The 15,125-nt window shown below is 60.9% G+C and carries 16 protein-coding genes; 9 read left to right on the top strand and 7 right to left on the bottom strand.

What is annotated here, in order from left to right; genetic code table 11:
- Window positions 1-25 precede the first annotated feature (25 nt).
- The 6 genes from M5G11_RS04455 to M5G11_RS04430 all read right to left on the bottom strand — a co-directional run bounded on the left by M5G11_RS04455 (window position 26) and on the right by M5G11_RS04430 (window position 5,801).
- Complete coding sequence (locus M5G11_RS04455; RefSeq protein WP_273909364.1) at window positions 26-577, bottom strand: fasciclin domain-containing protein; 552 nt, start codon at window positions 575-577, stop codon at window positions 26-28.
- Window positions 578-655: 78 nt separating this feature from the next.
- A complete protein-coding gene (locus tag M5G11_RS04450; protein WP_273909363.1) occupies window positions 656-1,357 on the bottom strand; it encodes an anti-sigma factor in 702 nt (233 codons plus the stop codon).
- Window positions 1,354-1,935, bottom strand: a complete 582-nt coding sequence (locus M5G11_RS04445) for a sigma-70 family RNA polymerase sigma factor (RefSeq protein ID WP_273909362.1) — start codon at window positions 1,933-1,935, stop codon at window positions 1,354-1,356. Before M5G11_RS04445 ends, M5G11_RS04450 begins: the two co-directional genes overlap by 4 nt.
- Window positions 1,936-1,998: 63 nt before the next feature.
- A complete protein-coding gene (locus tag M5G11_RS04440) occupies window positions 1,999-4,224 on the bottom strand; it encodes an ATP-binding protein (protein ID WP_273909361.1) in 2,226 nt (741 codons plus the stop codon).
- A complete protein-coding gene (locus tag M5G11_RS04435) occupies window positions 4,221-4,823 on the bottom strand; it encodes a biliverdin-producing heme oxygenase (RefSeq protein ID WP_273909360.1) in 603 nt (200 codons plus the stop codon). Before M5G11_RS04435 ends, M5G11_RS04440 begins: the two co-directional genes overlap by 4 nt.
- 120 nt (window positions 4,824-4,943) lie before the next feature.
- Window positions 4,944-5,801 (bottom strand): LysR substrate-binding domain-containing protein, encoded by an 858-nt coding sequence (locus M5G11_RS04430; RefSeq protein WP_273909359.1) that lies wholly within the window; start codon window positions 5,799-5,801, stop codon window positions 4,944-4,946.
- 135 nt (window positions 5,802-5,936) lie between these two features.
- Between M5G11_RS04430 and M5G11_RS04425 the strand changes: the two genes are divergently transcribed.
- The 9 genes from M5G11_RS04425 (at window position 5,937) to M5G11_RS04385 (ending at window position 14,591) form a co-directional block, all read left to right on the top strand.
- Entirely contained in the window at window positions 5,937-6,998 is a 1,062-nt protein-coding gene (locus M5G11_RS04425) for an agmatine deiminase family protein (protein WP_273909358.1), read from the top strand.
- On the top strand, window positions 6,995-7,894 hold the full coding sequence (gene aguB, locus M5G11_RS04420) for an N-carbamoylputrescine amidase (protein ID WP_273909357.1): 900 nt from the start codon (window positions 6,995-6,997) through the stop codon (window positions 7,892-7,894). Before M5G11_RS04425 ends, aguB begins: the two co-directional genes overlap by 4 nt.
- A 1-nt stretch (window position 7,895) precedes the next feature.
- On the top strand, window positions 7,896-8,999 hold the full coding sequence (locus M5G11_RS04415; protein ID WP_420793784.1) for an extracellular solute-binding protein: 1,104 nt from the start codon (window positions 7,896-7,898) through the stop codon (window positions 8,997-8,999).
- Between the two features lie 24 nt (window positions 9,000-9,023).
- Window positions 9,024-10,145: an agmatine deiminase family protein gene (locus M5G11_RS04410; RefSeq protein WP_273909356.1), complete on the top strand. Its 1,122-nt coding sequence runs from the start codon at window positions 9,024-9,026 to the stop codon at window positions 10,143-10,145.
- A gap of 157 nt (window positions 10,146-10,302) precedes the next feature.
- Entirely contained in the window at window positions 10,303-10,686 is a 384-nt protein-coding gene (locus M5G11_RS04405; RefSeq protein WP_273909355.1) for a GFA family protein, read from the top strand.
- Between the two features lie 428 nt (window positions 10,687-11,114).
- A complete protein-coding gene (locus M5G11_RS04400; protein ID WP_273909354.1) occupies window positions 11,115-12,182 on the top strand; it encodes an ATP-grasp domain-containing protein in 1,068 nt (355 codons plus the stop codon).
- On the top strand, window positions 12,179-13,075 hold the full coding sequence (locus tag M5G11_RS04395) for an NAD-dependent epimerase/dehydratase family protein (protein ID WP_273909353.1): 897 nt from the start codon (window positions 12,179-12,181) through the stop codon (window positions 13,073-13,075). The genes M5G11_RS04400 and M5G11_RS04395 overlap by 4 nt, the downstream gene beginning before the upstream one ends.
- Window positions 13,072-13,680 (top strand): HAD family hydrolase, encoded by a 609-nt coding sequence (locus M5G11_RS04390; protein ID WP_273909352.1) that lies wholly within the window; start codon window positions 13,072-13,074, stop codon window positions 13,678-13,680. Before M5G11_RS04395 ends, M5G11_RS04390 begins: the two co-directional genes overlap by 4 nt.
- Before the next feature lie 269 nt (window positions 13,681-13,949).
- The gene (locus tag M5G11_RS04385; RefSeq protein WP_273909351.1) at window positions 13,950-14,591 is read left to right on the top strand and encodes a LysE family translocator; all 642 of its coding nucleotides are present in this window, start codon (window positions 13,950-13,952) and stop codon (window positions 14,589-14,591) included.
- Between the two features lie 126 nt (window positions 14,592-14,717).
- On the opposite strand, the gene M5G11_RS04380 is transcribed toward M5G11_RS04385, so the two are convergent.
- Entirely contained in the window at window positions 14,718-14,930 is a 213-nt protein-coding gene (locus M5G11_RS04380) for a hypothetical protein (RefSeq protein WP_273909350.1), read from the bottom strand.
- Window positions 14,931-15,125 lie beyond the last annotated feature (195 nt).

The raw sequence follows: 15,125 nt of genomic DNA, 5'->3' as shown, positions 1-15,125 counted from the left end.
CGTGTTCAAGTAAACCCAGTGACGATTAAGGCATCAGTACCTTGTCGACCACATGAATCACCCCATTGGACTGCATTACATCGGCAATGCTGATCCCGGTGGTGCCGCCCTTGGCGTCGATCACCCAGAGCTTGCCGTCATGCGCCTTGATGGTCAGGGCTTCGCCTTGCACCGTCTTGAGCATGATCGGGCCTTTCATGGCCTGGGCCATCAACTCTTTGGAGGTGTGGGTGCCCGGCACCACGTGGTAGGTGAGGATCTTGGTCAGGGTCGCCTTGTTCTCAGGTTTGACCAGGGTGTCCACGGTGCCCGCCGGCAGCCGGTTGAAGGCCTCGTTGGTCGGCGCGAATACGGTGAACGGGCCTTTGCCGTTCAGGGTGTCGACCAACCCGGCAGCTTTCACCGCCGCTACCAGGGTGGTGTGGTCCTTGGAGTTGACGGCATTCTCGACGATGGTTTTATTGGCATACATCGCTGCCCCGCCGACCATGGGGTTATCGGCGGCCGCAGCAACGCCCACCATGGCCGCAAACAGGACGAAGCAGAACGCCGCAAAACGTTTGAATGAAGTGTGCATGACGCTTCTCCGCAATGGATAAGGTAGCCCTCACGTCGAGGGTGAAGAAGCTACGCAGCGCCAGCAGGTGCGGATGCACTACAACGCAAAAATATTACCCTTGGCGACGACCGGTCCGGTCGGTTGCCCGGTTGGCGAGCCGCCGTCAGGCTCCAGCGACACCGCCAACACGGCGGCCGGGGTCAGGGTGGCGAGCAGTTCTCGAGGGATTTTCAGCAATGATCCCTGGTCCGGGCGCAACAAGCCCAGTGAGCGCGGCGCCTGCCCCGGGGCAATCACCCAGGCCTGGGCAACGCGGCCCTGCAAGTCCAGCTCGGCAGTGGGGATGAACAGCGCGTGCTCGGCGCTGCGGTCGATGCTGACGGTAAACGCCGATTGCCCATCGTCCAGTTGCAGGGTTGCCGTGAGTGGCGGTTGCGGCGCCGGCGGCGAGAGCGTCCAAGCCAGCCCGATGGCCAGCAGCACGCTCGCGGCCAGGCTGGCCGCAACCATCCAGCGCAGCGGCCGAGGGTTGTTCCACAGACCGCGCCGCGCAGGCTGGGGCGGCGCCGACAACTCCCGCTCGATGGCACTCCACACCTGCGCCGGGGGCACTTGCGCCGGCATTGCTTCCAGCCAACCGGAAAAGTGCTGCTGCCAGGCCGCGATTTTCGCCGCGAACTGCGGGTCGTTGGCGGCCCGCGCTTCCACCACGCGGCGCTCGGCCTCCTCCAGTACGCCAAGGGCGTACTCGGCGATCAGCAGGTCAGGGTCGTCATCGCCAGGCAGTTCGTCGTTCATAGTCCAAGGCACCCTTTGAGCCTCGCCAGGCTGCGGCGAATCCAGCTTTTCACCGTGCCCAGCGGAATCCCGCGATGCTCGGCCAGCTCCGCATAGCTGCGCCCTTCAAAGAACGCCACCTCGATCAACTGGCGCTGCGCATCCTCCAGCCGTTCCATGCAGCTGTCCAGGCGCCGGCGCTCACCGCGAAATTCGAACGATGCGCCAAAGGCCGCCGGCGCCACCAGCTCGTCCAGACGCTCGACAGTGTCCAGCGGCCCCTCGCTGCGCTGGCGGCGCAGCCGGTCGATGACCTTGTTGCGGGTGATCATCGCCATCCAGGTGATCGGGCTGGCATAGGTCGGATCGAAACTGGCGGCCTTGTTCCAGATGCTCACATAGGCTTCCTGCAACACATCCTCGGCGTCTGCGCGCTGGCCGAGCAGGCGCAGGCAGATGCCGAACATCTTCGCCGAAGTCATCCGGTACACGGTTTCAAACGCCTGGCGATCACCGCCCGCAGCCGCCTGCAACGCATCGCGCAGCAGGTTCAGGCGGGCATCGGGGTCTATGGCGTGAATGTCGGGGCGCGTGGGCACAGGCGGGCCTTCCTTCGGGCATACATCAACAGTAGTCGATCCATGCCCGACTCACCCGCTGCCTCAGACGCCCGGCTTGGGCAAGGTAAAGCGGAACTCGCTGCCCTGCCCCGGCTCACTCGCCGCCTGCATCACGCCGCCATGGGCCTGGATGATCCCCTGCGAGATGTACAGGCCAAGGCCGGTGCCGGACGGGTTGCCTTCGCGGGCCGTCCAGTAGCGGTCGAACACATGTGGCAACTGCTCGGCCGGGATGCCCTTGCCGGTGTCGCGCACGCTGAACACGATCTGCTCGCCGTCGGACATCGCCACCACCCCCACCCTGCCTTCGGCCGGGGTGAACTTGATGGCATTGCCGATCAGGTTCGACAGCACCTGGAACAGGCGCTCGGGGTCGGCATGAATCACCAGCCCGGGCTCGGCGTGGAACGACAACTCCACGGACTTGTTCAGCGCCAGCGGCGCCAGCAGGGTGTAGGCCTCTTCGAAGATATGGCTGACATCCAGCGGCTGCGGCGCGATGGTGTAGCGCCCGGCCTCGATGCGCGAGGTATCGAGCAGATCATCGAGCAGCACGTTCATCCGGCTGGTCGCCTGCTGCATGGTGCTGATCGCCGAGGTGATGCGCCGCGAAGCGTTCGGGCCATCGCTGCTGAAGGACTTCTGCAGCATTCCGCAGAGCATGGAAATCACTGTCATCGGGTTGCGCAGGTCGTGGGAGACCACCGCCACCAGCTCATCACGGGCCCGCACTGCCGCCTGCTCCTTGAGCACCTGACGTGCCAGGTCGAACTCCAGCGCCGAGCGGCGCAGGTCGTTGGCCGCGAACTGGTCGCCATGCCCCCACGGGCGGGAGATCCCCTCCATCTCGACCTTCCAGATCTCGAACGAGGTACGCGGGCGCAGGCGCAAACCGTTCTCGGACGGCTCCAGTTGCAGCGGCTTGCTTGGGTCGCCGCTCCAGTTGATGGTTTCCTTCACTTCCGGGCGAAACCACAGCACGCCGTTGTCGATGGGCTTGGGCAAGGTGAAGGCCAGCACGCCACTGGCCAGCGCACAAAAATCGCCAGCCTGTGGATAAATGCTGCTCAGTGCATGGGAGGCAAACACCGGCCTGGCCTGCGCGGTGATCCACTGATGCAGGTCGCGGACCTGTTGCGCTGATGGGCACACGCCCGCCGTGCGCAATTGCGTGCCATCGATGATCGCTACGCCGCCAGCCCCGACCAGGTCCATCAGCACCTGGGCATTCTCGGCCAGGCCATCGAATACCGAGCCGGCATTGGCAGCCATCGCCTCGCCCAGCTGGTGCAGGGTTTGCAGTTTTTCCTCGCGCTGGGCCGCCAGTTGCAGCGATTCCAGAGCACTGATCTGCAGCGACAGCACCTGGCCGATGGTCTTGCAGGCGCTGCGCATTTCGCTCGGCACATGCAGCGGCTGGCGGTGGCCGCAACTGATCAACCCCCAGAGCTTGCCGCCCTTGAGCAGGGAAATGCTCATGGACGACAGCACGCCCATGTTCTGCATGTACTGGCAGTGGATCGGCGACACGCTGCGCAGGGTGGCAAAGCTCAAGTCCAGCGGCGTTTGTGTGTCCGGGCGCAGGGTCGGCACCAGCGGTACCGGCTGGTAGGCCGCATTGGGGATGATCCGCAGCCAGTTGCTCTGGTACAGCTGGCGCGCTTGCGGCGGAATGTCCGAGGCCGGGAAGAACAGGCCCTTGAACAGCTCCATGCCCGGCGACGAGGCTTCCGCCATCACCTGGCCGTGGCCCTGCTCTTCGAAGCGGTAGATCAGCACGCGGTCATAGCCGGTCATGCGCTGAATCTCGCGCACACTCGCCTCGTACAGCTCGTCGAGGCTCTTGGCCGCTTGCAGGCGCTGCAACAGCCGGCTCAGGTGCGCTTGCTGGTCGCCCACGCTGCGCGGGCGCACTTCCATCTCCAGGATCAACAGCCCCTGATGGCGGTGCAGAAAGCCTTCGAATTCGGTGCCGTGCACTTTCATCGGGATCGGCGTCAGCTCATCCAGCGTGCCCGCCTCCACGGCCTGGCGCACGGCCTTGGCCACGCGCTGGCCGATCACCGCCGTCAGCGTCTTGCCGAGGACCTGCGCGGCTTCAAGGCCGAGCAACGCACCAACATTGCGGCTGACCTGACGCACCTCGAAACCCGGCTCGCTCAGGGTCATCAACACCCCGTGCGGCTGAATCGCGCCCGGGTACTGGATCGGCTCGTCAGCGCAGTTTTCCAGCAGTTGTTCGAAGGCCTGGTCGGTGCCATCTGTCATAGCAGTACCTCTTGCGCCTCGAGCCAGCGCTCGAAGCTTGAAAATGTGTCGATGGCGGCCTCGACCACCACCTCATGCTGTTCCAGGTGCGCGGTCGCGCTCGCCAGAAACTCCAGGAAACCGCGCCACAGTGGCCCGGTCGCCTGACCATAGACATCCAGAAACGCCCCACCGTTTCCTGCATCGATCTGCAACCGCTCGGCCACCGCCCGCTTGAGCACCTGCCCACCCAGGGTAGAGCCCTCCAGCACATACATCGCGCCCAGGGCCGAATGGTCACAGTGGATTGCCGGAATATCACTACAACGCGGTAGTGCGTGGATGTCCCCGGGGGTCAGGCCCAGCGCCAGCAGGTCGCGGACCAGCGTCGGCGTCTTGGCCCGGCGGGCGTGGTCCAGCGCGGTGACATGCGGCGCCAGCGCCACTTCGAACGGCGCATGAAAGCCGTAGTAGGCCATCAACAGGCGCCGATAGAGCCCGACGTCCAGCGTAGTCGCAAAAAACGGCAGGCGCGCTTCAAGGCGCCGATGCAGGTTTGCAGTACCTTGGCGCAACGCTGTTAGAACGCTAGGGAGGGTTGTTCCGGCCTCTGGGGGCATCTGGGTTCTCACACACGGTGGAAACGACGGCGCCCAAGCGTGCCGGACACGTGAGGGGCGCCAACGGGAATTCATCCTACAGTAAAGATCGAAAAGCGAACTTTGACCGAGGGCAACGGCCTATGCCTGCAAGGCCCCCTGCAACCACTCGCTGAAACTGCGGGTCAACGAGCAGCTTTCGCTGTCCCGGTGGATCAGACACGCCCAGTTCGGCCCCCGCACACGCTGTTCGACCAACGGTTGCAGGCGCCCCTCCTCAACCGCCTGCTGCGCCAGCAGGCTGCTGACCAGGGCAACGCCCAGGCCGCTGCACGCCGCGTCCAGCAACAGGCCCGGGTCGGAGAAGTTCAGGCCGTGGCTGCGCTGGCCGACATCCACACCGCCCTGCACCAGCCAATGGCTCCAGTCCATTTCCCGCTCGCCGTGCAGCGTGGTGCGCTGCGCAGGCGGTTGCGCCAGCACATCGGGGTGGCACGCCGGGTACAACTGGTCGCTGTGCAGCACTTTATAGCTGCACTCGGCCTGGGCGCTGAGGTCGTCACGGATCGCCAGGTCGATGGTCTGGGTGGTCATCTCCGGCGGCTCGAACGAGGTGAACAGCCACAGGTCGACCTCCGGGTACTGGCGATGGAAATCGCCCAGACGCGGCAGCAGCCAGTGCCGCGAGAACGCCGGCGTGGTGTTGACCACCAGTTGGTTGGGCTTGCGGTACTGCTCCAGCCGGCGAATGCCGACAGACAGCTGCTGAAGCATCGATTGCGTGGTGCTGAGCAGATCGTGGCCGGCATCGGTGAGGCTGACGCTGCGCCCGCTGCGGTAGAACAGCGGCTGCTCAAGGAAGGTTTCCAGGCTGCGGATCTGCTGGCTGATGGCCGACTGGGTGAGGTGCAGCTCTTCAGCGGCCTGGTGAAAACTGCCCAGCCGCGCAGCCGCTTCAAACCCGCGCAAGGCATTCAGAGGTGGCCAGTGCTTTAACATGATTCATAAGCTCAGCTAATCAGAATTACGCTAAATCTATCGTTTGTTGCGCCGCAGTCAAATGCCTAGCATTGGTTTCAGTCGTAAAGACCGTTGTTTCAGTGAACATATTTACTTAACTGAAAGGCCAAACCCATGCTGCAGAATGAATCGAGTGCAAACCGTTGGCAGATGCCAGCCGAATGGTCCGAACACGCCGCGACCTGGATGGTCTGGCCACACAACCAGGCGTTGTGGGAATCGGGCTGGGGCGTGACGCTGCCACAGGTACAAGAGGATTTCGCCGGTGTGGCCAATGCCATTGCCCGTTTCGAGCCGGTGATGATGGTCGTCGACCCGTCCGGCGTGGCACGTGCCAAGGCCCTGTGCGGGCCGAACATCACCCTGATCGAACAGCCGGTCAACGACAGCTGGTTCCGCGACTCCGGCCCAAGCTTCGTCTGTCACCCGCAACTGGGCCTGGCCGGCGTGAGCTGGCGCTTCAACGCCTGGGGCGGCAAGCAGGTCTTCGACAAGGATGAAAGCGTAGCCCGCCGCGTACTCAACGGCCTGGGCCTGGATTGCTTCGGCACCCCGTTGAGCAATGAAGGCGGCGCCATCCACGTGGACGGCGAAGGCACTTTGATCACCACCGAATCGGTGCTGCTCAACCCCAACCGCAACCCGGGCGTGACCAAGGCCGAGATGGAAGAAGTCTTCAGTCGCCTGCTGGGCGTGAAGAAAACCATCTGGCTGCCGGGCGACCCGCAGTATGTCACCGGCGACATGACCGACGGCCACGTCGATGGCGTATGCGCCTTCGTCCGCCCGGGCGTGGTGCTGGTAGACGCGACCCATGACAAGAGTTCGGTGTATGCCGAAGTGGCGCGCGAGAACCGCCGTGCCCTGGAACTGGCCACCGACGCCAAGGGCCGTCGCTTCGAGCTGATCGACCTGTACGAGGCCAGCGAAGCGGTAGACACCGACGCCGAAGTGTTCTGCGCGTCCTACACCAACTTCTACCTGTGCAACGGTGCGGTGATCATGCCGGCCTACGGCATCGAGGCCGACAACGAGGCCGCCAAGGTTCTGGGCGGCGCCTTCCCTGGCCGCGAAATCGTGCCGGTGCGGATCAATCACCTGGCCCACGGCGGCGGTGGCGTGCACTGCATCACCCAGCAACAGCCGGCCTGGCCGCTGAAGGGCATCAACGCATGAGCCTGCTGACTGTCGCAACCACCCAGATGCCGTGCAGCTGGAACCTGGGCGCCAACCTTGACCAGGCCGAACAGCTGGTGCGCGAAGCGGCCGCGCAAGGGGCCCAGGTCATCCTGTTGCAGGAGCTGTTCGCCACGCCGTACTTCTGCATCGAGCAGGACCACAAGCACCTGGCCCTGGCCGAGGAATACCGCGACAGCAAAGTGCTCGCGCGCTTTGCTGCGCTGGCCCGCGAGCTGTCGGTGGTGTTGCCGCTAAGCTGGTACGAGAAGGCCGGCAACGCCTACTTCAACTCGCTGAGCGTGGCCGATGCCGACGGCAAGCTGCTGGGTGTGTACCGCAAGACGCACATCCCCAACGCCATCGGCTACCAGGAGAAGGAATACTTCAGCCCGGGCGATACTGGTTTTCGCGTGTGGGACACCGCCTTCGGCCGCCTGGGCGTGGGTATCTGCTGGGACCAGTGGTTCCCGGAAACCGCTCGCTGCCTGGCGCTGATGGGCGCCGAGGTATTGCTCTACCCGACCGCCATCGGTTCGGAGCCAGGCAATGCCTCGATGGATTCACGTGACCATTGGCAGATGGCGATGCGCGGCCACGCGGCGGCGAACATCGTGCCGGTGGTAGCGTCGAACCGTGTCGGTCGCGAGGCGGCGACCAACGACCCGCTGCTGCAGATGGACTTCTACGGCTCGTCCTTCGTGTGTGACCACAAGGGCAAGCTGCTGGTCGAGTCTGACCGGCGCAACACCGATATCCAACTGGTCAGCCTGGACCTCGCCGCCATGGCCGAGGAACGCCTGACCTGGGGCATCTACCGCGACCGCCGGCCAGAGATGTACGGCGCCATGATGGGCCTGGATGGCCGCAGCAGCCGACTCGTTCGGGAGGTGTGAAATGAAGCCGAGCAAAACACTGGCGCGTTGCCTGCTGGGATTGGCGCTCGGCAGCGCCGTCAGCATGGCGCACGCCGCCGACAAAACCCTGCGTTTGTACAACTGGTCGGATTATTTCGCTGAAGACACCCTCAAGCGCTTCACTGCGGAAACCGGGATCAAGGTGATCTACGACGTGATGGACGGCAGCGAGGTGCTGGAAGCCAAGCTGATGACCAGCGGCAGCGGCTACGACCTGATCTTCCCCGGTGACACCGTCGCCGAGCGCTTGATGCGGGCCGGCAGCTTGCAGACGCTGGACCCGAGCAAGCTCACCGCGCTGAACGACATCGAGCCGGGCCTGCAAAAGCTGCGCGAGCACTACCCACATTCGGCCAAGGCCACCGTGCCCTACACCTGGGGCACCATCGGCCTGACCTACAATGATGAGCAGATTCGCCAGCGCATGCCGGACGCCCCGGTCAACAGCCTGGACTTGTTGTTCAAGCCGGAGCTGGCGGCCAAGTTCGCCGACTGCGGGATCTCGATGATCGACTCGCCGGACGAAGTGCTGGCCGTGGTGCTCAACTACCTGGGCCGTGAACCGCGAAGCGCGAAGAAGGAAGACCTGGCGGCGGCGAGCGAATTGCTCATGAGCATTCGCCCGTACATCCGCAAGTTCCAGTCACAGCCAGTGACGGACCTGGTCAACGGCAACCTGTGCCTGTCGTTCGGCTACAGCGGCGACATGACCCAGGCGCAGCGCGCCGCAGATGCGGCCGGCAAGAAAGTCGACTTCCAGTACCGCGTGGCGAAGGAAGGCACCACGGTCTGGATGGACAACATGGCCATCCCGGTGGACGCCAAGCATCCGGAGTATGCCTACAGTTTCATCAACTTCGTCATGCGCCCGGAGAACATGGCGGCAATCAGCAACTTCACCGGCTACCCGACCTCCAGCGCCAAGGCGCGCTCGAGTGTTGACCCGGTAATGCGCAACAACCCGGATATCTACCTGGATGAGGCCACGTTCGAGCGGCTGATCCCGGGCAAGGACATCCCCCAGACCGACATGCGTGCGCGGATGCGTGCCTGGACCAAATTCAAGACAGCTACCGGAAAGTAACCGGTCAACCAGAGATACATCGCTATGCCTACACGTCGACAATTCATCAAACAGGCCTCCGTGGTCGCCGGCATGGGTGCCGTGGCCACGTTCGGCTTCAATACCCCGCTACTGCAGGCCGCGCCGGTGGTCGGCTGGCATATGCCGGACGAAGGCGACAGGCAAGTACGGGCCTTCATTGCCTTTGGCGCACACGAGGATCTCTGGGAAGACTTCACCGGTGATGTGCAGGCGGCGCTGGGGCGGATTGCCCGCAGCGTTGCCAGGTACCAGCCGGTGACGGTGTTCTGCCGCCGTGAGGAGCGGGACATTGCCGAGGAAGAGTGCGGCACCCACAACATCACTTTTGTCGAGACCAGGCTGGACGACATCTGGATGCGCGATATCGGCGCGAACTTTGTCATCGACGGCAAGGGTGATGTGGCGGCGGTGGACTTCAACTTCAATGGTTGGGGCAACAAGCAGGATCACCGCAACGACGCCAGGATCGCGGCGCTGGTGTGCAAGCTGGCCGGTGTGCCACGTGAGCGCAGCGAGCTGGTCGGTGAAGGTGGCGGGATCGAGCTGGATGGCCACGGCACCGCGATCCTGACCGAGAGCTGCTGGATCAACAAGAACCGCAACCCGGGCTGGAGCAAGGCCGATGTCGAGGCCGAGCTCATGGCGCAGTTGGGCTTGCGCAAGATCATCTGGCTGCCGGGCATCAAGGGCAAGGACATCACTGACGCGCACGTGGACTTCTATGCGCGCTTCGTCCGCCCCGGGGTGGTGATTGCCAACCTGGACACGGACCCGGCGTCCTACGACCACAAGGTCACCCTGGCGCATCTGGAAATCTTGAAAAAGGCTACCGATGCCGATGGTCGGCCGTTGGAGATCCACACCATTTCACCACCGTTGAATCCGCGGCCGAGCAAGTTCAGCCAGGACAACCCGGACTTTGCTGCGGGGTACATCAACTACTTCGTGATCAACGGCGCGGTGATTGCACCGGAGTTTGGCGACAAGGTGGCGGACAAGAAGTCGTTCGACCTGTTGTCCGAGCTGTACCCGGACCGTGATGTGATTCAGTTGAACATTGATGCCATTTCGGCCGGTGGTGGCGGGATTCACTGCGTGACGCATCAGCAGCCTTGGGTGGGGTGATTTGCCTGGAGGTTGGAGGTAACGACAGGGCCCGCGTGAAGCGGGCTTTGTTGTGTCTGGGGGAAAGTCTGGAAATGAACTCGACCACGATGACGTTTGTGGGTCGGCCCTGAAGGGAATAATGTGCACACCCTCATGTGGATGGGAGTCTGTAAGCGTGACAAGCCTGTTTAAAGGAAGCTGCCTTTGTGGCGCCGTGGCGTATGAGCTGCGTTCAACGCCAAAAGCTGTTTCCCACTGCCATTGTCGCCAGTGCCAGAAAAGCAATGGCGCAGCGTTTGCGAGTTTTGCGAGCGTGCCAAGGGCGGATTTGCAGATCACCCAAGGCACCGACACGCTCAAGGGCTATGCCTCCTCCCCTACCGTGCTGCGACAGTTCTGTGGGCAGTGTGGCGCGTCGCTGTTTTGGTCGAGGACCGAGGGCGACTATTCGGATTGGGTTTCGATAGCGCTGAGCAGTTTGGATGACCCGTTTGTGCCTGCCAAGCAGAAGCACCTGCATGTTCAAAGCAAAGCGACCTGGTGTGAAATGGGCGTTTGAAGTTGCGCTCCCCTGAGCGGTGCAACCGCTCGACCCGGCCACCTGTGTGAGTACGCGCTTGTACATCCTGCTGCGCGCCTCGCACCCTAAAACCCCTCTAGAGCTGGTCTTGCCGACGCTGCACTCCACGGTTTACCAACGCCTCGCAAAAGGGCCGCCAAGGCAGTCAGCGGGCGAGCCGTTTAGGGCCCCACCCGAATACTGAAAGCGCCTAGCGGGCCATGACATTGGCGCGTTCCTTAGGTATGCTACGAGCAAATTTCTGACGCTTCAGCCTGCCTGTTTTGTGAGGCAAAGTTGGGTCAAAACAGTATTAAGTTGGATAAAAGCGAAGCGACTTTCTATACCCGTTTCGCACACGATACTCGTTAGAGTGTTTATTTTATTTGCACAGCTTGAACACTGTGCTTCACGGATTGGAATCTTGGATGTCTAAAATACTTATCGCAGGAGCCGGCGGCGCACCTTCCGAGGGCGTTATCAACTCTATCCTGATGGGCAAGAAGAATGAAACGGTCATTGGGATGGGCTCCGAACCGACCGATCTCTTTCTGTCAAAGGCGAGCAAGAAGTTTTACATTCCCTATGCCAACTCTCCGGAATACAAAGAAAAGCTTCTTCAACTGCTGAATACTGAAAAGCCTGACCTGGTGCACTTCCAAAATGACTTGGAAATCTACCATGCCTCCCTGATTCGCGAAGACATCCTTGCTACGGGCACCAAGCTGTTCATGCCCGACCATGACGTTATCGATACCTGTGTCTTCAAGTACAAGTCCTACGAAGCGTTTAAAAAAGCCGGCATTACCGTCCCACGCAACATCATGATCAATGATGAAAACGACCTGCGCGAGGCCTTCAAGGCCCTCGGCAAAGAAGACGGCAAGATCTGGCTGCGTGCCTCTTCCATTGGCGGTGGCGGTAAAGGTGCGATTCCAACCAATGATTTCGCCTTGGCCAAAGCCTGGATCGATCACTACAAAGGTTGGGGCGACTTCGTTGCTGCCGAAATGCTGACCCCCAACACTATTACCTGCCTGACCATTTGGCACGAAGGTAATCTGGTGGTTGCCCAGTCGCGCGAACGTCGCAGCTGGACCCACGGCAACCGCAGCATTTCCGGTGTGACCGGCGTTACAAAAGTAGGTGTGACCTGCACCAATGACCAGGCAACCGAAATTGCCATCAACTGCGTCAAGGCCGTTTCTGACAAACCGCACGGCATCTTCGGCGTGGACATGGCCTACGACTTCAACGGTGTGCCCAACCCTACCGAAATCAATATTTCGCGGTTCTTCACCACCGTTCAGTTCTTCACCGAAGCGGGCTTGAACATGCCGGAAATCTTCAAGGATATCGCGCTGTATGGCGAGTTCCCTGATCTGGAGAACAAGATCAATCCGCTGCCAAATGACTTGATGTGGTTGCGTGGCATGGACACCGCTCCACGCTTGACCACAGCTGAAGGTATTCGCGAAGAGATTACCTTCCTATGAAAATCTTGATCACTGGGGCATCTGGCTTTATCGGTGGGCGACTACTGGATGGGGCAATTGCAGCGTGGGGCAATGACAATGTGATTGCCTTTAGCTCGCAAGAGATCTCCGGTTGTCAAACGATTGTCTACAATCGCGACGCGAGCGATTTTGGCTTGTCGGCTGCCGACAAGGCCCTGCTCGAGGGCGTGGAGGTGGTGGTTCATGCCGGTGCCTACACGCCGAAAAGCGGTGGTGAAGCCAACGTCATCAGTGCCTGCAACGAAAACATCTTCTTTACCGAAAAGTTGTTGAAACTACCGTTCAACAACCTGCAAAAGATCGTGTTTACCAGCACGCTTGATGTATACGCTGCCGCGACACCGATCAGCGAGCAGACACCCACCGAGCCTGCGACCTTGTACGGCTGGTCCAAGCTCTACTGCGAAAAGGTAGTTTCAGCCTTTGCGGCAGAGAAAAAAATCGTCAGCCAAATCCTGCGCGTTGGCCATGTCTATGGGCCTGGGGAGGAGAAATACGCAAAATTCCTGCCCAAGACCATCGGCAACATTGTTAACGGTGCGAGTGTCGAGTTGTACGGTGACGGGGCTGAGCTGAGAAGCTTCATCTACATAGATGACGTGATCAAAGCCATTCTTGCTGCCGTAGCGCTGGACGAGAGCGTTGGGGTCATCAACCTTGTTGGTGGTCACGCGGTATCGATCAAGGAAGTGCTGGACCAGTTGATCTTGCTCAGTGGCAGACCTGTCGAAGTCATACCGCGGGCGTTCAATGGGGTCAAACGGGATTTCGTTTTTGACACCACCAGGCTAAAGAAATACTTGCTGCCGGTAGAGACTGACTTTTTGTCTGGCCTGCGTACGGAGTTTGCCTATTTCGAGAGCCTGAAGTGAACATCATATTCGATCTTGATGGCACGCTGATTGATTCAAAACCGCGCTTGTACGCGCTGTTTCAGCAATTGGTTCCTGCATCTGAATTGAGTTTTGATCAATATTGGGCCTTCAAGCACGCCAAGCTCTCGCACGAAGCTATTCTTTCGCGCGAGTTCGGCTATGGCGAGCAAGAAACCGCGCAATTTGTCAGTGACTGGATGCAGTTGATCGAGAGCCCTGGGTTTCTCGCCCTGGATGTCAACTTCGCGGGTATGCACGAGGCCCTGGCGGGACTCAAGCAGCACGCACGGCTTCACGTTTGTACCGCTCGCCAACTGCGTGAGCCCGCCATCCAGCAGCTAACCAATCTTGGGCTGCTGCCGTATTTCGACGAGGTCATGGTCACTGCGCAACGCGATACCAAGGAGTCGTTGATTGCGCAGCAGGTCAGCGATCTGAAACCGACTGACTGGATGATTGGCGACACGGGTAAAGATATTCAGGTTGGCGATGCCTTGGGCATTCAGACATGCGCGGTATTGAGCGGATTCATGTCGCGTGAATCGTTGCTGACGTATCACCCCCGCCTCGTTCTTGAGTCCGCGATAGACTTCAAGCCGTAAAGGCTCTCACCGCCCGAGATGACCTAGATCTGTGGGCTGATGCGTAAAGGAACGCGCGGTAGTTAACGCGCGTTTCGCTTCGTTCAAGGCTGGTCGGACAACTTTCGGACGTTGCCTGAAGGGCTCACTCCCCCTATGCCGCGACATTATCAATATCCCCTCCCAGCGTTACTGAGTGCCGTCTTCTTCCCGAGGGTGCTTCCTTGGCTGCCCTAAGGGTCTTTAACCTGTAACATTCCAGCCCCGTCCTGTCCCCGTGAGTCAGAACCTTGGACCTGCATGCACTCTTAGCCTTTACCCTGGTTGCCGCGATTGCCATCGCCAGCCCTGGCCCTGCCACCTTGATGGCGATCAACAACAGCCTGGCCTATGGCCCGCGCTATGCGGTTTGGTCGTCGCTGGGCAATGCCTGCGGCCTGTTCTGCCTGTCGGCGGCGGCGATGCTCGGGTTGGGTGCCTTACTGGCCAGCTCCGAGTGGTTGTTCAACGCTGTGAAGATCCTCGGCGCCGGCTACCTGTTCTATCTCGGCGCCAAGCAGTTGCTGAAAAAGAGCCCCATGTTGACCAGTGAAGTTGAAGCAGGCCAGCAACAGGTCAAGCCATCGCGTTGGAAGCTGTTCAAGTCGGCCTTCCTCACCGCCGCCACCAACCCCAAGGCGACGATGTTTTTCACCGCCTTGTTCCCGCAGTTCATCGACCAGGGTGCGGCGCTGCTACCGCAGTTCTTGATCCTCACGGCGATTTTCATGGGCCTGTCGCTGACCTCCCTGAGCCTGTATGCCGCCCTCGCCTCGCGAGCCAAAGGCGTGCTGACCCGACCTGAGTTCTCCAAGTGGGTGAGCCGGGTTGTGGGGTCGACGTTTATCTTCTTTGGGGCTGCGATTTTGAGTATGCGCCGGCAGGGGGTTTAGCTGAGTTTGCTGATCATGAGGGTGCGTGCGCACAAGCCTGAAGAGAGAGCTTGAAACAACAAAGCCCGCGCAAGGCGGGCTTTGGGGTGTGCCTCGTAGACGGTTCGAAACCGTTGAGCCGTTAGGTCAGGTTCGTTGATCCTGAAGCACAATCCACTGCTCGCTTGCCACACCGCTGATGATGCGCATAGCGTGGTGGATGCCTGCGGTCATTCGAAAGGTGAGCTGCGGCTCGGGGATTGAACCGTGGCAATCGTCGTTCTCGATGAGGGCGTCACTGAGCATTTCGAGGGTCCAGAGGCAGTTTTTCAGGAGGTTGGCACGTTCATTGGGAGTCATAGGGCACCGACCTTCAGCCTAAAGCTGAGCCGGATGGGCTGACGATGGGACGCTACCGAGATTTCAAGCGGGCTAAAGGTGCGCATGATCCACTCCAAGTTTTTCATTTGGAGCTGCCACGATCCTTTCCACGAGATGGGTGGCAGCCGTGAGTGGGGTGGAAATACCGGGAAACTTGGGGGTGTCAGAAATTTT

The organism is Pseudomonas fontis, assembly GCF_028656955.1.
GTDB classification, from domain to species: Bacteria; Pseudomonadota; Gammaproteobacteria; order Pseudomonadales; family Pseudomonadaceae; genus Aquipseudomonas; species Aquipseudomonas fontis.
Note: the sequence above shows the minus strand (reverse complement) of the source record. Positions and strands in the feature narration are given on the sequence as shown.